This window comes from Kineosporia succinea (assembly GCF_030811555.1).
GTDB lineage: Bacteria > Actinomycetota > Actinomycetes > Actinomycetales > Kineosporiaceae > Kineosporia > Kineosporia succinea.
The window spans coordinates 4,130,468-4,152,293 of sequence record NZ_JAUSQZ010000001.1; the positions used below are offsets into that span (position 1 = coordinate 4,130,468).

Genomic DNA, 21,826 nt, shown 5'->3' on the forward strand with positions numbered 1-21,826 from the left:
CTACTGCTTCATCACCCAGACGGGCAGAGGACTGTCGAGCTCGGCGGTGACCCTCCAGCCGGCCCGCTCGTACAGGGCGACGTTGCCCGGATTGGTGGTCTCCAGGTAGGCCGGAAGATTCTGCCGGGCAGCCTCTTCCAGTCCGGCGGCCATCACGGCCCGCCCGTGCCCGCGCCCCTGGTGATCCGGATGGGTGCCGAGAACACCCAGGTAGAAGAAGGGTTCGGCGGGCAGGGCGTGGTGCACGGCGTCGTCATAGGCGCGCATCCGGGAACGGGCCGGTTCATCCAGTCGCAGTTCCGGTTTCAAGGTGATGCCCGGCGGCTCCCAGAGCGCGGCCGCGGTGCCGCCGTCCGCGATCCAGACCGTGCCGTGCCCGACGCGCTGGTCGAAGAGGTGCCCGAAGAACGCCTCCGCCCCGGCGGGGTACTCGGCGTCATCGGGAAAGGCGAGCCGCAGGAACGGGTCGGTCACGAAGGCCGCGACGAGCATGCGGACGACGGCCGGGCGGTCGGCGGGGGTGGCGACGGTGATCACGGCGTCATTCTGGCAGGGGCGCCGGTGACGTGGCCCGGACCCGGAATTGTCCTCGTCCGGGGTGGGCGCTCAGATCAGGCGGGACGTGTAACCGGCGTCGACGAGCTCGTGGAACGCGGCGCGCACCTCGTCGGGCACGGGCTGCTCCACGGCGAAACCCCGGTCGGCGTAGACCTCGATGCGCTGGGTGTCTCCCACGAGCATGCTCACCACGCGGTCGGCATCACCGATACGGGCGACGTAGTCGTCGAGCGCCAGGGGCAGGGACGCGCACTGCACGGTCCCGACCTCGGGCCACAGCTTGCGGCACGTGGCATAGGCGCGGCGCTGCTGGTAGGGACGCGTGACGAGAGTGACGGAACGGGGCTCGACTCCGCGCTCGCGCAGCAGATCCCGGCTAAAGGTGATGTTCTCGCCGGTGTTCCGGGCCCGGGACTCGACCAGGACGACCTCGTCCGGCACCCCGAGGCCGAGAGCGTGCTCGCGGTAGTGCACCGCCTCGCCACGGGGGAAGCGCTCGATGGTCGTGGGGGCGTTGGCACCGGTGAAGACGATGAACGGCACGGTGCCGCCCAGGTAGAGCTGTGCCGCGCAGGTGGCCACGCCGAGATCGTGACTGCCGAGACCGATTCCGAGGTCCGTAGGGGTCAGGACGTGGTGAAGGTCGTGGTAGTCCCACAGGACGCGAACGGCGGTACGGACGTTCGGGGGGAGCTGGGCGGTCAACGGACCTCGCTGATCGGTCGGGATGCCGGGCCGGGCGTTTCGGTAGAGCGCTCGCGAACCTGCATAACGGTCGGGATGCCGGTCGGGCTGCGAGTCAGTCGGTGTCGACGAGGACGGGGAGACATTCCCTGAATCCCGGTGCGGTATGGCATCTGTGCCCGGGCGTTGCGGGTATCGGCATTCACTTGAGGCCGTCCTCGGGATTGGCGTCGCCGTAGAATCTGGCCCAGAGTGCTTTCAGGTGATCGTGCAGTTCTTCCTGGGTGTCGAACTCCCATCCGGTTGCGCGTTCGTACTCGAGCGGGGTGATCTGGCCGTTCAGGCTCTTGGCGAAACCCTGGCGGAAGCTGGTTCTCAGAGATTCGATCTTCAGATTCTCCATCTCTTCGACGAACTCGTTTTCCCAGTTTCGGATGAGTCCGTTAATGTTCATGGCACCTGCGGAGAAATCCAGAAAGGTTTTGATGTCGGGGTCTGTGGTCACGTTCATTCCTTGGGGTCCGGATACATAGTGGTGAGATGGTATTCGCCGTCGCTGGTCCTGCGGAAGACGGCGTGGACGAATCCGTCATGAAGGTCCGACTGCTCTGGGGGAGTGCTGCCTGGTGGGTCGCCTGTCGGCCTTCGTTGAGATCCGGTGCGCCGGATCCCCTTCACCTGGTTGAGGTAGTCCGGGCCGAAGACATCCTTCAACGGGGCCCGGACCACGAATGTGCGGCGTCCTGTGGTCTGGCACTCTCTTTCCTTGGCCGAGTACTCGCTCGTCGAGCGGATGTGCTGGTCGGCCCGGATCAGTGCTTCGTCGCTCGTGAACTTGGTGGCGTTACGGCTGTACTGATGAGTGCCGCCGTGGACGCCGTCGGTGGTGGTTCCGGTCATCGGGTCGATGCCCCAGAGAGCCCGGTCGGTGAGTTGCCGGTCAGTGACCTGGGTGCCGTGGCGTTGCGGGGAATGGCCTTGGCGGCTTAGCTCTGTGATGCGTGTCCGGATCGCGGCCAGAGTGCCAGACGGTTCGCTTTCCGGTTTGCCTCCGGTTGTTCTGCCCGCGGCGGAGGATGCCAGTTCATCGGCGATGTCGTTCTGGAGCGTCGTGAGTGCCTCGGCCGACCCCTGGATCGTCTCGATCAGGCGGTGAAGGAATTCAGCGAAGTACTCCTCGCCGGTCGCGGCGAGGACGGAATGGGTTTCGGCGAGTTGAGCCAGCACCCGGTCCAGGCCGATGTCGATCTCAGACGTTGCCGCCGACAGTTGGTCGGCGACCCCCGTCAGACCGTGCTCGCCGTGCAGTTGCTGGAGGACGCTCAAACAGCGATCGGTTCGGTCAGACACTTCGGCCAGTTCTCCGGCGACCTCACCCAGGTATTCCGAGGCGGCCTCGTATCCCTGGGCCACGGAGTCCCAGCCGTGCTCCCAGCAGCTCAGCGCCCGTTCCTCCACCGCGGTGCTCGCGCCGGTGGTCTGCTCGTGGTGCTGATGCAGTGCGGTGGCGAGCGCGGACAGGGATCGCTCGATCTCCTGTGTCCGGTTCGTCACCGTCCATGACTATCGATACGTACCCGGAGAGAGCAAGGGCGTGAAGGTGCCGGGACAGGTCCTATTCAACTCACGAGCTCTCCACCCACTCTGAGCGGTAGCGCGCTGTGGTGCGACTTGGAGGTTGCCAAGGCCATGCCGGCAAGTGAGGTGCGCAAACATCCGTTCCGCTCATCGAAAGGTCAACGATGACGAGGAGATCGCGTCCAAAGCCGGGGGCGGCTTTCTCGACGCCGGAACATCTCTGGCGCTCCCTGGCGGAAACGCGCTACCTGCTGCGTTCGCCGGCTAATGCCCGTCGCCTGCTCGACAGTGTCGCCCGCGTGGAGGCCGACGACTTCGAGCACCATGACCTGATCAGCGAGAGTGGATCAGATGGTGGCCCGTGAACGGCCCGTCTGGCACGGCAGGCGATGTCAGCCTCGTGACGAAGGGCCAGGATCGGAGGCTGCCCGCCTCTGACCTGGCCCTTCGCAGCGGAGCGGGTGACCGGGATCGAACCGGCATGACCAGCTTGGAAGGCTGGGGCTCTACCATTGAGCTACACCCGCGCGGTGGAGCAGTCTGCACGATACCCGGAAATCCGGAAACCGGGCGAACGGTTCCGCCAACGTGTCGTAGCCTACTGCCTGTCACCCGGTCGGTCGGACCACGAGCACGGCCTCCATGGGTGTCGGCGGGGTGTGGCGCAGCTTGGTAGCGCGTCCGCTTTGGGAGCGGAAGGCCCCCGGTTCGAATCCGGGTACCCCGACGAGCGCAGTGATGCGCCGAACATCTGGCCTGGTCACGGGCTTGAGCGAGCTCTCGGTCACGAATAGTGGCTAGGGTGGGTCGGGCATGTCCTGCGCGCCTTCGTAGCGCGGCTAGGATGTGCCGAAGGCCATGATGCCTGTCCTGCTCCCAGGCGCGCGATCGCGCACCGGCTGCCGGGACCGACAGCTGGCCACATCGTCCTCAGTTGTCCAAAGGCCAGGAGAAGTCCCCTCGTGAAGAGCGCCGTCGAGACCCTCAACCCCACCCGGGTCAAGCTGACCGTCGAGGTGCCCTTCGACGAACTCAAGCCGAGCATGGACGCCGCGTACAAGAACATCGCGACGCAGGTCACGGTCCCCGGTTTCCGCAAGGGCAAGGTGCCGCCGCGCATCATCGACCAGCGGTTCGGCCGGGGCGTCGTGATCGAGGAGGCCGTGAACAACGCGCTTCCCGGTTTCTACTCGCAGGCCGTCGAGGAGACCGAGATCCGCCCGCTCGGCCAGCCCGAGGTCGACGTCACGTCCGTGCCCGACCCGGCCACCGGCGGTGACCTGGCGTTCACCGCCGAGGTCGACGTGCGTCCCGAGTTCGAGCTTCCCGCCCTCGACGCGGTCGAGGTCGTCGTGGACGACGTGAAGGTCGGCGACGAGCAGGTCGACGAGCGCCTCCAGACGCTGCGCGAGCGCTTTGGCTCCCTCGTCACCGTCGAGCGCCCGGCCGCCGACGGCGACTTCCTCAGCATCGACATCACCGCCTCGATCGACGGCGACGAGATCGACTCGGTCAAGGGCGTCTCCTACCGGGTCGGCTCGGGCGAGATGCTCCAGGGCATGGACGAGGTGCTCCCGGGCCTCTCGGCCGGCGAGACCACCACGTTCGACTCGCCGCTGGCCGGTGGCGACCGCGCCGGTGAGGAAGCCCACGTCACCGTCACCGTGCAGTCGGTGAAGGAGCGCGAGCTGCCCGAGGCCGACGACGAGTTCGCCCAGATGGCGTCCGAGTTCGACACGCTCGAGGAGCTGCGCGCCAGCCTCTCCGAGCAGGCCGAGCAGGAGGCGAAGTACCAGCAGGGCATCCAGGCCCGCGAGCGCCTCCTCGAGAAGCTGCTCGACGGCGTCGAGATCCCCGTGCCCGACGGCATCATCAAGGCCGAGGTCAAGCAGCACCTCGAGCAGGAGAACAAGGCGGAGGACGACCCGCACGGCGAAGAGGTCGAGGTCGAGGCCCGCAAGGCGTTCAAGGCCCAGCTCCTGCTCGACGCGATCGCCGAGAAGGAAGAGGTCCAGGTCGGTCAGCAAGAGCTGATCGAGTACCTGCTCGCCTCCGCCCAGCAGTACCGGATGGACCCGAACGAGTTCATCAAGGCCGTCGACCAGGCCGGTCAGGTGCCGTCGATGGTGGCCGAGGTCGGCCGCCGCAAGGCCCTCGCCCAGGTGCTCGAGCGCGCTTCGGTGAAGGACGAGTCGGGTAACGACATCGACCTCACCGCTCTCTTCCCGGCCACCGAGGAAGAGGCCGCCGAGGAGGCTCCCGAGGAGACCGAAGCGGTCGAAGAGGGCGCCAAGAAGGACGACCCGGCCGCGCTGCCGTCCCTCTGACGTAAGCCGAGCACGCAACCGGCACCCCACGGCTCCCGAGCCGGCCGGGGTGCCGGTTCTGCTTTCCGCGTACGGCTACCACGTCGTCCCCGGGCAATAAATCCTGGACGAGAAGTGAAAGACGGTGCGGATCCTGCCGATTGGGCACGTGTGGCGACGAGCCACCGCGCCCCGTTCCCGCGTGTCGCCTGGTCAGAGGCCATATGGCTGATGCACCGTGAGTCCGATGCGCCGACAGCGAACAACGGTCGGTAGGGGAGGATCACCGGGAGCTGGTCGCGTTAGGGTCAATGCACCGGGTGGTCACCCGGACTCCCCGGTACGCCGGGGATTGGTGCCAAGGTTTTGGGGAGCGACATCGTGAGCCACTTGATCGTTCCGGGGAGCGCCCCGGCGACGAATTCGTTCGACCAGCCGGTGGCCCGCTCGGCGTCACCCGGCATGGGTTATGACGACCACGTCTACAACCGTCTCCTGAAAGACCGGATCATCTTCCTCGGTTCCGAGGTGCGCGACGAGAACGCGAACGCGATCTGCGCGCAGATGCTGCTGCTCGCCGCGGAAGACCCGAACAAGGACATTTACCTCTACATCAACTCGCCCGGTGGCTCGGTGACCGCCGGCATGGCGATCTACGACACGATGCAGTACGTCTCCTGCGACGTGGCCACCATCGCGATGGGCCTGGCCGCCTCGATGGGGCAGTTCCTGCTGACCGCCGGCGCCAAGGGCAAGCGTTCCGCCACCCCCCACGCCCGCGTGATGATGCACCAGCCGCTGGGCGGCATCGGCGGTTCGGCGACGGACATCAAGATCCAGGCCGAGCAGATCCTTCACATCAAGAAGCAGATGGCCGAGCTGATCGCCGCGCAGACCGGGCAGACGGTCGAGACCATCACCAAGGACTCCGACCGCGACCGCTGGTTCACCGCGCAGGAGGCCCTGGAGTACGGCATCGTCGACCACGTGGTCCGTTCCGCGCGTGACGTCAGCGGTGGCGGCGGCACCGGCGTCTGAGCCCCGCTCAGGCACGCCGAACCGCCCCGTCCGACATCGATCCCACAGGCCTCAGCAAGCATCAGGAGTGACCCGATGAGCTACCCCGACCACCACGCAGGCCTGCACCTGCCGGGTTCCGGTCGCAGCGCCTCCCCGCAGGTCGCCGCGCCGAGCAGCCGCTACGTGCTCCCGAACTTCGAGGAGCGCACGGCCTACGGCTTCAAGCGGATGGACCCGTACACGAAGCTGTTCGAGGACCGCATCATCTTCCTCGGTGTGCAGGTCGACGACGCGTCCGCCGACGACGTCATGGCTCAGCTGATCGTGCTGGAGAGCCAGGACCCCGACCGGGACATCACGCTCTACATCAACAGCCCCGGTGGGTCGTTCACCGCTCTCACGGCGATCTACGACACCATGCAGTACGTGAAGCCGGACATCCAGACCGTCTGCCTGGGCCAGGCCGCCTCGGCCGCCGCCGTGCTCCTCGCGGCCGGCACCAAGGGCAAGCGCCTGGCGCTGCCCAACGCCCGCGTGCTGATCCACCAGCCAGCCATGTCCGGTGGCGACTACGGCCAGGCGTCGGACATCGAGATCCAGGCGAACGAGGTGCTGCGTATGCGCACCTGGCTGGAAGACACCATCGCGCTGCACTCCAACAAGACGTCGGACCAGGTGCAGACCGACATCGAGCGTGACAAGATCCTGACCGCTCAGCAGGCCCTGGAATATGGCCTTATCGACCAGGTTCTGGGTAGCCGCAAGGGCGCCCAGGTCTCCACCCCGTCCGGCGCCTGACACGCCGATTGAAGAGGGGTGCCGCTGACAGCGGCGTCCCAGTGGCGTTGAATGGTGCTGGGGCCGGTCGGATGCCGACGGGCGACCGCCAGCAAGCCCCCCGGAGGAAGGACTGCGCGTGGCACGCATCGGAGACGGTGGCGACCTGCTGAAGTGCTCTTTCTGTGGAAAGAGTCAGAAGCAGGTCAAGAAGCTCATCGCCGGGCCCGGCGTCTACATCTGCGACGAGTGCATCGACCTGTGCAATGAGATCATCGAAGAGGAGCTGGCCGAGGCCAGTGAACTCGGCCTGGTCGAGCTCCCGAAGCCGAAGGAGATCTTCGACTTCCTCGAGCAGTACGTGGTCGGTCAGACGCCGGCGAAGAAGAGCCTCGCTGTCGCTGTGTACAACCACTACAAGCGGATCCAGGCGGGCGAGCCCGGCCGGCGCGGTGACGAGCCGGTGGAGATCGCCAAGTCGAACATCCTCCTGATCGGGCCGACCGGCTGCGGCAAGACGTATCTGGCACAGACCCTCGCCAAGATGCTCAACGTGCCGTTCGCCATCGCCGACGCGACCGCCCTCACCGAGGCCGGTTACGTCGGTGAGGACGTCGAGAACATCCTCCTGAAGCTGATTCAGGCGGCTGACTACGACGTCAAGAAGGCCGAGACCGGGATCATCTACATCGACGAGGTCGACAAGATCGCCCGTAAGTCGGAGAACCCGTCGATCACGCGGGACGTCTCCGGCGAGGGTGTTCAGCAGGCGCTGCTGAAGATCCTGGAAGGGACGACGGCCTCGGTGCCGCCGCAGGGCGGGCGCAAGCACCCGCACCAGGAGTTCATCCAGATCGACACCACCAACGTGCTCTTCATCGTGGGTGGCGCGTTCGCCGGGCTGGACCAGATCATCCAGTCCCGCGTCGGCAAGCGGGGCATCGGGTTCGGCGCCCCCCTGCACGAGGCGAAGGCGAACAACGACTCGTACGCCGACGTGATGCCGGAAGACCTGCTGAAGTTCGGGCTCATCCCCGAGTTCATCGGCCGTCTGCCGGTCATCACCACGGTCTCGAACCTCGACCGGGAGGCGCTCGTGCGCATCCTCACCCGGCCGAAGAACGCTCTGGTCAAGCAGTACCAGCGCATGTTCGAGATCGACGGTGTGGAGCTGGAGTTCAGCGACGACGCGCTCGACGCGATCGCCGACCAGGCGATCCTGCGCGGTACGGGTGCGCGAGGCCTGCGGGCCATCGTCGAGGAGGTTCTCCTCCCGGTGATGTTCGACGTGCCCAGCCGTGACGACGTGGCCCGCTGCGTGGTCACCCGCGAGGTCGTGCTGGAGAACGTCAACCCGACGCTGGTGCCGCGTGAGGCGCCGGTGCGCAAACCGCGGGAGCGGCGCGACAAGTCGGCCTGATCGGCACGAGCGACAGCAATCAGAGGCGGTCGGCCCCCGAAAGGGGCCGGCCGCCTCTTGCGTTGCGCGCCCGGCGCGAGGCCACCCCACTGCCCAGGCCACCCCACTGCCCAGGCCACCCCACTGCCCAGGCCACCCCACCGCCCAGGCCGACAGCCGAGGCAGACAGCCCAGGCCGACTGCCCAGGCCGACTGCCCAGGCCGAATCCCCAGGCCGAATCCCCAGGCCGGCTCACTGCCCAAGCCGCCTCAGACCGCCACCGGTGACCGAACCGCCGCCGGTGCCCCGTGCGTCCAAAAGCCCGAGCCCGAAAGGTTGCCCGCAATAACCAGATATGAACAATCTCTCCCGGAGTCTTGCGACCTGCGGTTTCTCGCGGTATGCGACCGGGGAAACAGATAAGTAACAAGCGCGCTGATTGTCCGGTTCGCGAAGACCTTTAGGTTTCCTGTCAATCCCGTGCGAAGGACCGCGCGGCGAGACTCCCAACCGGAGGTTCGAGTGCGAAAAGCTCTACTGGGCCTGGCCACGCTGTCGCTGACAGCCGGGGCCGGCCTGATGCTGCCGATGAACGCCTCGGCGGTGTCGAACGTCCAGGCGGCGGCCGAGGCGCCCGTGCAGGGAACCGACGAACTGCTCAGCCCGATGGAGGAGAAGGCCCGCGCCCTGCGTCAGGAGGCCCTCACCGACGTCCTCAACGGCGACGCGAAGGTGCTCAGCCGCAACGGCAGTCAGGTGGTGAAGCTCCAGGGCACGACCGACGACCGGTACGTCGAGCTCTCCCGTGAGCGCACCGACCGGATCTTCGTGGTGCTGGCCGAGTTCGGCGACCAGCGGCACCCCAGCTATCCCGACCAGGACACGAACCCGGCCACACCGGGGCCCACGGTGTTCGACGGCCCGCTGCACAACGCCATCCCGGAGCCGGCCAAGACCGACAACTCCACGATCTGGCAGGCCGACTACGACCGGGAGCACTACGAGGACCTGTATTTCGGGGACGGGGAGTCGCTCAAGACGTATTACGAGACGCAGAGCTCGGGCCGCTACAGCGTCGACGGCGCCGTCACCGACTGGGTGAAGGTGCCCTACAACGAGGCCCGCTACGGTCGGTCGGGCGGCTACCCGTGCAGCGGCAACGTGTGCAGCAACAGCGGTGTGCTGATCTCGGACGCCCTGACCGCGTGGGTCACGCAGCAGAAGGCCGCGGGCCGCACCGAGGCCCAGATCACGGCCGACCTCAAGGCGTTCGACCAGTGGGACCGCTACGACTTCGACGGTGACGGCGACTTCAACGAGCCGGACGGCTACATCGACCACTTCCAGATCGTGCACGCCGGTGGGGACGAGGCGGACGGCGACCCGCACCAGGGCGAGGACGCGATCTGGAGCCACCGCTCGTACGTGAACTCCGGCCAGGCGGGCAGCACCGGCCCGGCGGGCAACAAGCTCGGCGGCACCCAGGTCGGTGCGACCGGCCTGTGGGTGGGTGACTACACGATGCAGCCCGAGAACGGTGGCCTGAGCGTGTTCGCCCACGAGTACGGCCACGACCTGGGCCTGCCCGACGACTACGACATCGCCGGTGGCGTGGGCAACGCCGTGGAGCACTGGTCGCTCATGGGCCAGAGCCGGCTGAGCGCCGAGGGCGAGGCCCTGGGCACCCGGCCCGGCGACATCGGGGCCTGGCAGAAGCTCCAGCTCGGCTGGCTCGACTACGAGACCGTGGTGGCGGGCACCGACGAGGACACCACGATCGACCTCGGCCCGGAGGAGTTCAACACCAGCAAGCCGCAGGCCGCGGTCGTGGTGCTGCCGAAGAAGAAGGTCACCGACGAGCTCGTGCCGCCGGCCTCCGGCGACTACGAGTGGTGGAGCGGCACCGGCAACGGGCGGGACTTCATGCTCGCCCGGTCGGTCGCCCTGCCGGCGGGTGCCCCGCAGCTCAGTTTCCAGGCGAGCTGGAACATCGAGGACTGCGGCCCGGACGCCTGCGACTACGCCTACGTGGAGGTGGACGACGGCAGTGGTTTCCAGGCCGTCCCCGGCTCGATCACCACGGCGTCCGAGGGCAACGCCATCGACGGGGTGAGCGACGGCTGGCAGCCGGCGGTCTTCGACCTCTCGGCCTACGCCGGCACCACGGTGGACCTGCGCTTCCGTTACGCCACCGACCCGGCCGTGGAGGGGCAGGACCCCTCGGCCCCGGCGGGTCTCTTCCTCGACGACATCACCGTCGACGGGGTGTTCACGGACGGTGCGGAGACGCTCGACAGTGCCTGGACCGCAGCGGGATTCACCCGCACCACGGGCACGGTGACCACGGAGTACGACAACTACTACATCGCCGGCCACCGCTCGTACACGAGCTTCGACACGTACCTGAAGACGGGCCCGTACAACTTCAGCAAGCTCGCCACGAACCCGGACTGGGTCGAGCACTATCCCTACCAGGAGGGCCTGCTGATCTCGTACTGGGACACCTCCCAGTCGGACAACAACGTCAGTGTGCACCCGGGGGAGGGCCGCAACCTCTACGTCGACGCGCATCCGCAGACGCTGTACCGCAGCGACGGCGTGCCCTTCCGCACCCGGATCCAGATCTACGACGCGCCGTTCGGCCTGGAGAAGACCGACAGCATCACGCTGCACTACGACAAGGTGAAGACGAAGGTCAAGAAGCTGCCGGGCAACCCGGTCTTCGACGACACGCAGAACTGGTTCGACCCCGTGCAGCTCGACCACGGTGTCAAGGTGCGTGACGCCGGGGTGCGGATCGAGGTGACGAAGCAGAAGAAGGACTCGATGACGATCCGGGTCACTAGCTGATCCAGCTGATCTCGCTGATGCCCGGGGCCACGGCAGTGGCTCCGGGCATCAGGCGTTCGCGCGATTCTCGGCCCCGGCGTCCAGTTACCGGTCGGGAGCCGGGATGATCCCCGTGACCCTCACAAGAATGGGGGACGAGGTGCGCACGGGGGATACGGAGCACATGCGAAAACTGTTGTTGGGTCTCGCGACCCTCTCGATCACCGGCGGCGCCGTGATGGCGCTGCCCGGGGCGGCCACGGCCCAGCCCCAGACCGTTCCGCCGGGGACGTCCGAGCAGGTGAGTCTCGCCGCCGACGGGACCTCGCCCGACGACCTGATCGGCCCGCTGCAGGAGAAGGCCCGCGCCCTGCGTGAGAGGGCCGTCACCGAGGTGCTCACCGGCGACGCCGAGGTGGAGAACCGCAACGGCAGTCAGGTGGTCCGGCTCGACGCGGCCCCGGCGGCGGCCGGGGTGCGCAGGCAGGCCGACGACGGCCAGTACGTCGAGCTCGGCCGCCAGGTCACCGACCGGATCTTCGTGGTGCTGGCCGAGTTCGGCGACCAGCGGCACCCGAGCTACCCCGACCGGGACACCAACCCGTCCATTCCCGGGCCGACCACGTTCTCGGGGCCGCTGCACAACCGGATCCCGAAGCCGGCGGCCGACGACAACAGCACCGTCTGGCAGCCCGACTACGACAAGAAGCACTACGAGGACCTGTATTTCGGTGACGGCGAGTCGCTGCGCTCCTACTACGAGGCGCAGAGCTCGGGGCGTTACAGCGTCGAGGGCAAGGTCACCGACTGGGTGAAGGTGCCCTACAACGAGGCTCGTTACGGTCGCTCGAACGGTTACCCGTGCCCGAGCAACAACTGTGGCAACGTCTACCGCCTGCTGTCCGACGCGGTGACCGCGTGGGTCGCTCAGCAGAAGGCCGCGGGCCGCACCGACGCCCAGATCAAGGCCGACGTGGCCGAGTTCGACCAGTGGGACCGCTACGACTTCGACGGTGACGGCGACTTCAACGAGCCGGACGGCTACATCGACCACTTCCAGATCGTCCACGCCGGCGGTGATCAGGCCGACGGCGACCCGCAGCAGGGGGAGGACGCGATCTGGAGCCACCGTTCGTTCGTCGACCCGGACGCGCTGGGGCTCACCGGGCCGGACGGGAACCGGCTCGGCGGAACGCAGATCGGCACGACCGGCCTGTGGGTGGGTGACTACACGATGCAGCCCGAGAACGGCGGCATGGACGTGTTCGCCCACGAGTACGGTCATGACCTGGGCCTGCCGGACGACTACGACGTCTCGAACGGCGGGGGCAGCCCGGTGGAGTGGTGGTCGCTGATGGCGCAGAGCCGTCTCAGCGGTGAGGGTGAGCCGATCGGCGTGCGCGCCGGTGACCTCGGCGCCTGGCAGAAGCTGATGCTGGGCTGGCTGGACTACGAGGAGGTGACCTACGGCCGTCGCGACCGGGTCGTCGAGCTCGGGCCGCAGGAGTACAACACCGAACGGGCCCAGGCCGTGGTGGTCGGGCTCCCGCTCAAGACCGTCGTGACCCAGCTCCCGAAGCCGAGAACCGGTTCGTACGAGTGGTGGAGCGGCACGGCGAACTCGGTCACCCGCACGCTGACGCGCTCCGGGGTGGCGGTGCCGGCCGGTCAGCCGAAGCTCACGTTCCAGGCCGCCTGGAACATCGAGGACTGCGGTGCGGACCCCTGTGACTACGCCTTCGTCGAGGTGGACGACGGCAACGGCTTCACCCCGATCGCCGGCTCGATCACGAACGCGGCCGAGAACAACGCGATCGACGGCGTGGGCGACTGGACGCCGGCCTCGTTCGACCTGTCGGCCTACGCGGGGAAGACCGTGAGCCTGCGGTTCCGGTACACCACCGACCCGGCCGTGGAGGGACAGGACCCCGCGGCCCCGGCCGGTCTGTTCCTCGACGACATCGCGATCGCGGGATCGTTCGAGGACGGCGCCGAGAGCGCCGCGAACGGCTGGAGCGCAGCCGGTTTCCGGCGCACCACGGGCACCGAGACGGCGAGCTTCCCGCACTTCTACATCGCCGGCCACCGCTCGTACGTGAGCTACGACCAGTACCTGAAGACGGGCCCGTACAACTTCGGCTGGGCCTCCACCCGGCCCGACCACGTCGAGCACTTCCCCTACCAGGAAGGCCTTCTCGTCTCCTACTGGGACACCTCGCAGACCGACAACAACGTCAGTCAGCATCCCGGGCAGGGCCGCAACCTGATCGTGGACGCCCACCCGGCCCCGCTGTTCCGCAGTGACAGCAAGCCTTTCCGGGCCCGGGTCCAGCTCTACGACGCGCCGTTCGGCCTGGACAAGACCGACAGTTTCGCCCTGCACATCGAGGGTGAGCGCAGCCGGATCCCGAAGCTCCCGGCCAACCCGGTCTTCGACGACACCCAGAACTACTTCGACCCGGTGCAGCTCGACCACGGGGTGAAGCTGCCCGCGACGGGTGTGAAGATCACGGTGGAGAAGCGGAAGAAGACCGCGATGACGATCCGGGTCACCACTCCCTGACCATCGGCAGCAGCGGCTTCGAGGGCCCGGCACCACGTGGTGCCGGGCCCTTCGTCGTCGGAAAAACCACAAATCCGGCCAAGGACCTTAAATCGAGCACAGAATTCGCCTAGGTTTCTCCCTGAGTCACCCGGCAACCTGTACCGGGTGGCCACGGACTGGGAGGTCTGTGTGCGAAAAGTCCTGGTGGGTCTGGCGACCCTCTCCGTCGCCGCGGGAGCCGCACTGGCGCTCCCCGGCACAGCATCGGCAGCAACTCCGCTCGCGCAGTCCCCGATCGGGATCACGGAGCAGGGGGCGTCGGGTTCGGACGACCTGTCCAGCCCGCAGCAGGACAAGGCCCGGGCCCTGCGCGAGGAGGCCGTCTCGCAGGTGCTCAACGGTGACGCGACCGTGACCACCAAGAACGGTAGCCGGGTCGTGAAGCTCACGGGCAAGAAGGGGTCGAAGGACGACCGGTACGTCGAGCTCGCGCGGGAGCAGACCGACCGGATCTTCGTGGTGCTGGCCGAGTTCGGCGACCAGCGGCACCCGAGCTACCCCGACCAGGACACCGATCCGGACACCGTGGGCCCGTCGACCTTCGAAGGGCCCCAGCACAACAAGATCCCCAAGCCGGGTGCCGACGACAACACCACCGTCTGGCAGGCCGACTACAACAAGAAGCACTACGAGGACCTGTATTTCGGCAAGGGCGAGTCGCTGAAGACGTACTACGAGACGCAGAGCTCGGGGCGTTACAGCGTCGAGGGCAAGGTCACCGACTGGGTGAAGCTGCCCTACAACGAGGCCCGCTACGGCCGCTCGAACGGCTACCCGTGCGCGGCCGACATCTGCAGCAACACCTGGCAGATGATCACCGACGCGCTGCAGGTGTGGGTGGCCGGGCAGAAGGCCGCCGGCCAGAGCGACGCCCAGATCAAGGCCGCGGTGGCCGAGTTCGACCAGTGGGACCGCTACGACTACGACAACGACGGCGACTTCAACGAGCCGGACGGCTACATCGACCACTTCCAGATCGTGCACGCCGGCGGCGACCAGGCCGACGGTGACCCGCAGCAGGGTGAGGACGCGATCTGGAGCCACCGCTGGTACGTCGCCTCGGGCAACGCGGGGCAGACCGGCCCGGCGGGCAACAAGCTCGGCGGCACCCAGATCGGCACCACCGGCCTGTGGGTCGGCGACTACACCACGCAGCCCGAGAACGGCGGTCTGAGCGTCTTCGCCCACGAGTACGGCCACGACCTGGGCCTGCCCGACGACTACGACATCGCCAACGGCGGCACCAGCCCGGTCGAGTGGTGGTCGCTGATGGCCCAGAGCCGGCTCAGTGCCAAGGGCGAGGCGCTCGGCACGCGTCCCGGCGACCTCGGCGCCTGGGAGAAGCTGCAGCTGGGCTGGCTGGACTACGAGGGCGTCACGGCGACCTCCGGCAAGAAGAAGAAAACCCGCACGATCGAGCTCGGGCCGGAGGAGTACAACACCAAGAAGCCCCAGGCCACCGTCGTCGTGCTGCCGAAGAAGCAGGTGACGACGCAACTGGAGCAGCCCGCGAGCGGTGAGTACGAGTGGTACAGCGACAGCGGCAACGATCTCAACAACACGCTGACCCGCTCGGTCGCCGTGCCCACCGGTTCTCCGCAGCTGACCTTCCAGGCCAGCTGGAACATCGAGGACTGCGGCCCGGACGCCTGCGACTACGCCTACGTGGAGGTGGACGACGGGAGCGGCTTCACGGCCATCCCGGGCTCGATCACCACGGCCGCCGAGGGCAACGGCATCGACGGTGACAGTGCGGGCTGGAAGCCGGCCACGTTCGACCTGTCGGCCTACGCCGGCAAGACCGTGAGCCTGCGGTTCCGCTACTCCACCGACCCGGCCGCGGCCGGCGCCGACACCGCCCGCCCGGCGGGCATCTACCTCGACGACATCGCGGTCGAGGGGGTCTTCGCCGACGGGGCCGAGACGGCCGACAGCGCCTGGACCGCAGTGGGTTTCCGGCGTACGACGGGCACCGACACGGCCGAGTTCGACCACTACTACATCGCGGCGCACCGGTCGTACGTCAGTTTCGACAAGTACCTGGAGACGGGCCCGTACAACATCGGCTGGGTCAGCACGAAACCCGACTTCGCCGAGCACTTCCCGTACCAGGAGGGGCTGCTCGTCACCTACTGGGACACGTCGTTCGTCGACAACAACGTCAGCGTGCACCCCGGCGAGGGCCGCAACCTGACGGTCGACGCGCACCCGGCCCCGCTGTACCGGGTCGACGGCCAGCCCTGGCGCACCCGGGTGCAGCTGTACGACGCACCGTTCGGGCTGAAGAAGGCCGACAGTCTCACCCTGCACGTCGACGGTAAGAAGAGCCCGATCAAGGGCCTGAAGGGCACCCCGGTCTTCGACGACACCAAGAGCTTCTACGACGCGGTCGTTCCCGACCACGGCGTGAAGGTCGCCAAGGCGGGCGTGAAGATCGAGGTCACGAAGGAGAAGGGCACGTCCCTGACCGTGAAGGTCACCTCCTAGTCACCGAGCACAGTGCCCCCGGTCGAATGACCGGGGGCACTGTCGTGTGCGAAGGACAACAGATGCAGAACTGGTGCTGGAACGTTCCAGCAGGTTCCCCTAAGGTTAGGCTCGCCTAAGTCATCCACGGATGGCGTGCCCAGACCTGCCCGGAGTACCCATGAGCCAGCCCGACGCGTCCCCCATCGGTTCTGTCCTGCCCTCTCGCCGCCACCTGTTGCTGGGCGCCGGGGTCGGGCTGCTCCTGGCCGCCTGCGGAACCGACGACAGTGACGTCGTCCCGGCGGCCCAGAGCTCCGCGGGCGCCGGAGACTTCCCCGTCACCATCGCCCACGCCTTCGGTGACCTGACGATCGAGAAGAAGCCCGAGCGCGTGGTGATCGTCGGCTTCAAGGAGGCGGACGCGTTCCTGGCCGTCGGTCTCGTGCCGGTCGCGGTGCGGGAGTGGTTCGGGGAGAAGCCGAACGCGGTCTGGCCCTGGGCCACCGAGTACCTCAAGGGCGCGAAGCCGGAGGTGCTGCCGCGGGCCGAGCTCGACTACGAGCAGATCGCCGCGCTGCGGCCCGACCTGATCGTGGGCCTCTCGGCCGGCCTCACCCAGGACGTCTACGACCTGCTGGTCAAGATCGCCCCGGTGCTCGCCCAGCCCGGTGGGCCCGGCGACTACGACGTGACCTGGCAGCAGATGACGCTGGCCGCCGGAAAGGTGGCCGGTCAGCCCGCGCAGGCGCTCGTCGACGACCTCGAGCGGCGGATCCGGCAGACGGCCACGGACCACCCCGAGTTCAAGGGCGCCACCACGGTCAACGCCTCCAGCGTCGACGGCTCGATCTACCTCTACAGCCCCACGGTGACCAGCTCCCAGGTGCTCCTCGACCTGGGGCTCACCATGAGCGACGAGGTCACGAAGCTCACCGACAACGCCGACACCTACTACGTGATCAGCAAGGAACGCCTCGACCTGCTCGACGTCGACGTGGCCTTCTGGTCGGAGGCGGCCACCGATCCCGGGCCCGTCGCCCTGCTGGAGAACGACCTCTACAGCCGTCTCGACGTCCGCAAGGAACGCCGGGAGTTGTTCCTGGGATCCGAACTCTGGAACGGCGCGCTGCAGTTCTCGTCCGTTCTCAGTCTGGGGCTCGTGCTCGACGAGCTCGTGCCCCAGATCGTGCTCGCCCTCGACGGCGATCCGTCCACCCTGCCCGAGCTGGGAGCTGAACAACCATGACCTACGCCACCTCCGGGGCCCTCTACGCCGAGGTCGTCGAAACCGCCCGACTGAGCCCGCATCTGGTGCGCATCGTGCTCGGCGGTGAGGAGATGCCGCAGTACCGGCCGCTGGAGGTGGCCGACGAGGCGGTGGTGCTGTGGTTCCCGAAGCCGGGTGAGGACCGGCCCGCGCCGACCACGCTCAAGGACGGCGTGTGGGGGCACCACGACCCCTCGACGGCTCCGCCCGGACGCAACTACACGGTGCGCTCGTTCGAGAACGGCCGGATGACAGTTGATTTCGTGGTTCACCCGGGTGGGGTCGCGGGGGAGTGGGCCCTGCACGCGTCCATCGGCGACGTCATTCTCATCACCCGTCCGCGCTGCTGGTACGAGCCTCCGGCCGACGCGAAATGGGTTCTGGCGGCGGCCGACCTGACCGGTCTGCCGGCCCTGGCCCGGATCATCGAGGAGTGCGCGGTGGACGGCCCGGCAGTGTACGCGCTGGTCGAGACCGTGGACGCCGACGACCTGGCGGCCCTGCCCGCGACCCGGTGCAACGCCCGCAGCGTCGACGCGAGCATCGGTACCGGAAACGGCGTCGCCCCCGGCGCGCTGGTCGACCTGATCGCGGCCAAGCTGCCCGAACTGGCCGAGCTGGGAACGGGTTACGTCTGGTACTCGGGAGAGGCCGCGCAGTCGCGGGCCGTGCGCAAGCTCATGCGCAAGGAGCACAACTGGCCGCTGACCCACGTGCAGAGCGTGGGTTACTGGCGGGCCGACGCCGAGCACTGGAACGAGACCTTCGAGAAGGTGGGCGGCGACCAGCTCGTGCAGGTCTACTTCGAGGCGATCGAGAAGGGGCTCAGCAACGCCGAGGCCTCCGAGATCCTCGACGAGGAGTACGAGAAGGCCGGGCTCTAGGTCGACCGGCGGTGCACGAGGCGGACGGGGAGCTGCTCCGACACCGATTCTCCACCGGCGATGATCGTGTGGAGGAGACGGGCGCAGTGAAGCCCGGCCTGGTGGGGAGTGGTGTCGAGCGCGGTGATCTGGCCCAGCTGGGCCGAGGTCGAGTCGGTGCCGCAGGCGAGCAGCACGTTCTTGCCGGTGGCGCGAACGGCGGGCAGGGCCATGTTCGCCGTCTCCACCGGGGCGCAGACCAGTGCGTCCACGTGCTTGAGAAGGCTTGAGGACGCGTCGGTCACCTGGGCGTTCGTCGGTATCCAGTCGGTGGTCTCGATGAGCGACGCCACCCCGGCCTCCTCGCACCAGGCGGTCCAGGCCTCACGCCACTGACGGGTCCAGTCGCCGTCGTCGCCGGGAAGGACGAGACCGGGCTGCCGGGAGCCTCTTTCGCGGAGGTGGTCGAGCAGGGCGGTGGCCCCGGCGCCGTGGTCGGACCACACGGTGCCGTCGGCCGGCGGTCCGGAGAGCACACGCTCGCAGGTCACGACGGGCAGCGACGACGAGAGCAGGCGGTCGGCGAAGGCGTCACCGATCATCGGGTCGGCGAGGATCACCCCGTCGGCCGGGGGCAGGGCGGCGCGGTGCGGAGTGAGCACGGTGACGTCGAGATCCAGCTTCGACGCCTCTTCCAGGGCCCCGAAGACGAACTTCATGTAGTACTCCGACCGCGTCGGCGTCTGCGGCAGGTACAGGCCGACGGTGCCGGTGGACCCGCCGCGCAGACGGCGGGCGGCGCGGTTGGGCACGTAACCCAGCTCGGTGGCGGCCGCCAGCACGAGGTCACGGGTGGCCGGGGAGATCCGCCCGGAACCGGTGAACGCGCTGGAGACCGTCGACTTGCCCACGCCGGCCCGGCGCGCGACGTCGAGCAGGGTCGGTCTGTCGGTCACCACTCGATCCTACGGGGAGATCTCATGACGCACAGTGCCCGTCCCGCACCACTGGTTCCCGGTCGCCCGGTGGGCAATTCGCCGGATCTGCGCCTGGATTCGCCCGGCGTCGGCCTCGGCTCCGTGGGTCTGCTGGAGTACGACTTCCCGGGCGTGCGCATCGGCACGGCCGAGTACCCGGCCGGTCCCACCGGCTGCACGGTGATCGAGTTCCCGCGGTTGTGCCGCACGGCCGTCGACCAGCGGGGCGGGGCGGTCGGGATGAGCGGCGGATTCCCCTGGAACCACGCCGTCTGCCTCACCGGGGGCTCCACCTTCGGCCTGGCCGCGGGCACCGGGGTGATCGACGAGATGCTGCGGCGGGGAGGGTATGACGTCGGGTTCGATCGGCTGCCGGTCGTGTCCAGCGCGGTGGTCTACGATTTCGGGCCGCGCGACAACGCGGTCCACCCGGATGCCGAGCTGGGGCGGGCCGCTCTCCGGAACGCGGTCGAGGGGCGGGCCGCGTTCGGGCGGGTCGGGGCCGGGATCTCCACGTCGGTGGGCAAACTCGATCTCGCTCGCGCCGAGTTCGCGGGTCAGGGGGTGGCTTTCGGTCAGACGGGGGACGCGTCGGTTCTGGTGGTCACGGTGGTGAACGCGGTCGGGGTGGTCGTCGACCGCTCCGGGCGGGTGGTGCGCGGCAACCTCGACCCGGACACGGGCGAGCGGTCTCATCCGGCGGCGGGGTACGCCGCGCAGCTGGCTCGCGGGGTTTCCGGTCCTCAGCCGCGGGGAGTCACCGCCAACACCACGATCACCTGCGTGGTGACCGACGTGGACCTCGACGACCGGGAGCTGAACCAGTTCGCCCGCCAGGTGCACGGCTCGATGAACCGGGGGATCCAGCCGTTCAACACCGGTGGTGACGGCGACGTCCTCTTCGCCGTCACCACCGGCGGGGTGCCTCCCCTCCCGGGCACCCTGACCGCGCTCGGCTCGGTCGCCTCCGAACTGACCTGGGACGCCGTGCTGAACGCGGTGGTCTAGCTCCCCAGCCGCTCCCGGGCCGAGAACGGGTGGGTGCCGAGCTCGGCGGTCAGACGCCCGTACCGGTCCACCAGGTTCACGCCACCCTGGGCGGTCAGCTCGATGCCGGCCGCCCCGTCCACGAAGGGCCCGTACTTCCAGGTGCCGGGACGCCGGCTCATCTGCGGGCTGGTGCCGCTCTCCGGGCAGGCGTCACCCGGGCCGCAGGCCAGCCACAACCCCTCGAGCTCGAGCGTGAGCCGGTCGACCCGGCACACGGTCGAGTCGTAGTGCGAGCGGTTGCTGTCGTGCCCGCAGTAGACGGCCTGGTCGGTGACCGCGAACCAGTCCTCGGCGTTGAGCAGTGGGTAGGCGCGCAGGATGTGCTGCTCGGCGGGGCCTTTCGAGAGCAGCAGCAGTTCCTTGTAGACCAGCGACCTGCACAGCGGGTACCTCGGGGTGGCGTCGGTGCGCTCCACGCAGCCGTCGCTGCCCCAGATGCTGCCCAGCGACGGCCGCGTCATCACCCAGACCCCCTCGTCGGTCACGATCGCCCCCATCCCCTGGATCGTGGCCAGCCGGTTGACCAGAGGCAGCGCCGCGACCGCGGGGAAGACCCCGTCCCGGGTGGCGTCGGCCGGGCTCTGGCTGGGGGCCCCGCTCTCCTGGTCGATGTTGACCAGGCCGTCGAGGTCACCCGCCGACGTGGTGGGACGCGGGTTGGCCGGGGCACTGCGGTCGTGCGGGCGGCCGATCACCACCGAGCCGAGAAGCACGGCCAGCACCGCGACGGCGGCGAGCACCGGCACCAGTACGCGTACCCGTCGCGCTCGCGGCGGTGGGGCCTGCGGGACCCGGCCCGTCGCCGAGGCGACCCGGGCATCCAGGTCGTGCAACGCGTCCCTCAGCCGGTCGTCGAGAGCACTCATCGCCGGCCCTCCTCTCCCAGGAGCTGGGCCAGCCGGGCCCGGGCCTTGTGCAGATGGGCCTTCGCGGTTCCCTCGGCGATGTCGAGGATCTCCGCGACCTCCCGCACCGAGCGGTCTTCGAGGTAGACCAGCACGATCACCGCCCGCTGCTGCTTCGGCAGCTGCCGGATCGCCGCCAGCACCGTCTCCACCTCGTCCGGACCCGGCGGAAGCGGCGGCGGGGTGCTGCCCAGCCGCAGCAGTGCCGCCGCCTCGACCCGCGCCCGGCGCAACCGTCTCGAGGCCGTCCGGATCGTCACCCGGCGCAGCCAGGCTCCCGGCTTCTCGTAGCGCCCGACCGTGTCCCAGTTCAGCCGGGCCTGCAGCAACGCGTCCTGGGCGATGTCCTCGGCGGCCAGCCGGCTCCCCGAGACCGCGACCGCCAGCGTCACCATGCGGGAGAACTCGCGGCGGTAGAAGTCCTCGAAGTCGACCGCCGGCCGGGCTGGGATCGGCAGGCGCTCCTCGTCTCGCTCGGCGTCGGGCGGCGCGGGCATCCGGTCGGTCCTTCCCCTCGTGAGGTGCTCATGCTGACCAC

17 protein-coding genes, 2 tRNA genes and 1 pseudogene are annotated in these 21,826 nt (G+C 68.5%); 12 read left to right on the forward strand and 8 right to left on the reverse strand.

Features of this window, described 5'->3' with window-relative positions; all coding sequences use genetic code 11:
* From J2S57_RS17820 to J2S57_RS17835, 4 genes are all read right to left on the reverse strand, one after another.
* Entirely contained in the window at window positions 1-537 is a 537-nt protein-coding gene (locus J2S57_RS17820) for a GNAT family N-acetyltransferase (protein WP_307244338.1), read from the reverse strand.
* Window positions 538-606: 69 nt separating this feature from the next.
* Window positions 607-1,263: a YdcF family protein gene (locus tag J2S57_RS17825; RefSeq protein WP_307244341.1), complete on the reverse strand. Its 657-nt coding sequence runs from the start codon at window positions 1,261-1,263 to the stop codon at window positions 607-609.
* A gap of 181 nt (window positions 1,264-1,444) precedes the next feature.
* The gene (locus J2S57_RS17830) at window positions 1,445-1,747 is read right to left on the reverse strand and encodes a hypothetical protein (RefSeq protein WP_307244344.1); all 303 of its coding nucleotides are present in this window, start codon (window positions 1,745-1,747) and stop codon (window positions 1,445-1,447) included.
* A 2-nt stretch (window positions 1,748-1,749) separates the two neighbouring features.
* Complete coding sequence (locus J2S57_RS17835) at window positions 1,750-2,796, reverse strand: hypothetical protein (protein WP_307244347.1); 1,047 nt, start codon at window positions 2,794-2,796, stop codon at window positions 1,750-1,752.
* A 260-nt stretch (window positions 2,797-3,056) separates the two neighbouring features.
* Between J2S57_RS17835 and J2S57_RS35550 the strand changes: the two are divergent.
* A pseudogene (locus tag J2S57_RS35550) lies at window positions 3,057-3,185 on the forward strand (type II toxin-antitoxin system Phd/YefM family antitoxin); the annotation flags it as partial.
* Between the two features lie 91 nt (window positions 3,186-3,276).
* On the opposite strand, the gene J2S57_RS17840 reads toward J2S57_RS35550, so the two are convergent.
* Window positions 3,277-3,347, reverse strand: a tRNA-Gly gene (locus J2S57_RS17840).
* Window positions 3,348-3,473: 126 nt separating this feature from the next.
* On the opposite strand from J2S57_RS17840, the gene J2S57_RS17845 reads away from it, so the two are divergent.
* The 10 genes from J2S57_RS17845 to J2S57_RS17890 all read left to right on the forward strand — a co-directional run bounded on the left by J2S57_RS17845 (window position 3,474) and on the right by J2S57_RS17890 (window position 18,377).
* Window positions 3,474-3,547 (forward strand) — tRNA-Pro (locus J2S57_RS17845).
* A gap of 235 nt (window positions 3,548-3,782) precedes the next feature.
* Window positions 3,783-5,147: a trigger factor gene (gene tig / locus J2S57_RS17850; RefSeq protein ID WP_307244349.1), complete on the forward strand. Its 1,365-nt coding sequence runs from the start codon at window positions 3,783-3,785 to the stop codon at window positions 5,145-5,147.
* Between the two features lie 441 nt (window positions 5,148-5,588).
* Window positions 5,589-6,164 (forward strand): ATP-dependent Clp protease proteolytic subunit, encoded by a 576-nt coding sequence (locus tag J2S57_RS17855; RefSeq protein WP_232810179.1) that lies wholly within the window; start codon window positions 5,589-5,591, stop codon window positions 6,162-6,164.
* Between the two features lie 75 nt (window positions 6,165-6,239).
* Window positions 6,240-6,944, forward strand: coding sequence for an ATP-dependent Clp protease proteolytic subunit (locus tag J2S57_RS17860; protein WP_307244351.1), 705 nt, complete (start codon window positions 6,240-6,242; stop codon window positions 6,942-6,944).
* A 118-nt stretch (window positions 6,945-7,062) separates the two neighbouring features.
* Window positions 7,063-8,343 carry an ATP-dependent Clp protease ATP-binding subunit ClpX gene (clpX, locus tag J2S57_RS17865; protein ID WP_307244353.1) on the forward strand — a complete coding sequence of 427 codons (1,281 nt, stop codon included), beginning with the start codon at window positions 7,063-7,065 and terminating at the stop codon, window positions 8,341-8,343.
* Between the two features lie 502 nt (window positions 8,344-8,845).
* Window positions 8,846-11,173: an immune inhibitor A domain-containing protein gene (locus J2S57_RS17870; protein ID WP_307244355.1), complete on the forward strand. Its 2,328-nt coding sequence runs from the start codon at window positions 8,846-8,848 to the stop codon at window positions 11,171-11,173.
* Window positions 11,174-11,336: 163 nt separating this feature from the next.
* The gene (locus J2S57_RS17875) at window positions 11,337-13,715 is read left to right on the forward strand and encodes an immune inhibitor A domain-containing protein (RefSeq protein ID WP_307244357.1); all 2,379 of its coding nucleotides are present in this window, start codon (window positions 11,337-11,339) and stop codon (window positions 13,713-13,715) included.
* A 171-nt stretch (window positions 13,716-13,886) separates the two neighbouring features.
* Entirely contained in the window at window positions 13,887-16,244 is a 2,358-nt protein-coding gene (locus J2S57_RS17880; RefSeq protein ID WP_442358349.1) for an immune inhibitor A domain-containing protein, read from the forward strand.
* A 160-nt stretch (window positions 16,245-16,404) separates the two neighbouring features.
* Entirely contained in the window at window positions 16,405-17,472 is a 1,068-nt protein-coding gene (locus J2S57_RS17885; RefSeq protein ID WP_307244362.1) for an ABC transporter substrate-binding protein, read from the forward strand.
* Entirely contained in the window at window positions 17,469-18,377 is a 909-nt protein-coding gene (locus J2S57_RS17890) for a siderophore-interacting protein (protein WP_307244364.1), read from the forward strand. Before J2S57_RS17885 ends, J2S57_RS17890 begins: the two co-directional genes overlap by 4 nt.
* Here the strand turns inward: J2S57_RS17890 and J2S57_RS17895 are convergent.
* Complete coding sequence (locus J2S57_RS17895) at window positions 18,374-19,312, reverse strand: LacI family DNA-binding transcriptional regulator (protein WP_307244367.1); 939 nt, start codon at window positions 19,310-19,312, stop codon at window positions 18,374-18,376. The genes J2S57_RS17890 and J2S57_RS17895 overlap by 4 nt on opposite strands.
* A gap of 24 nt (window positions 19,313-19,336) precedes the next feature.
* Here J2S57_RS17895 and J2S57_RS17900 point away from each other — a divergent pair, with 24 nt between their 5' ends.
* A complete protein-coding gene (locus J2S57_RS17900) occupies window positions 19,337-20,341 on the forward strand; it encodes a P1 family peptidase (RefSeq protein ID WP_307244370.1) in 1,005 nt (334 codons plus the stop codon).
* Here the strand turns inward: J2S57_RS17900 and J2S57_RS17905 are convergent.
* Window positions 20,338-21,249, reverse strand: a complete 912-nt coding sequence (locus tag J2S57_RS17905; RefSeq protein ID WP_307244372.1) for a hypothetical protein — start codon at window positions 21,247-21,249, stop codon at window positions 20,338-20,340. The two genes, J2S57_RS17900 and J2S57_RS17905, sit on opposite strands and share 4 nt — an antisense overlap.
* Window positions 21,246-21,785 (reverse strand): RNA polymerase sigma factor, encoded by a 540-nt coding sequence (locus J2S57_RS17910; RefSeq protein WP_307244375.1) that lies wholly within the window; start codon window positions 21,783-21,785, stop codon window positions 21,246-21,248. The genes J2S57_RS17905 and J2S57_RS17910 overlap by 4 nt, the downstream gene beginning before the upstream one ends.
* Window positions 21,786-21,826 lie beyond the last annotated feature (41 nt).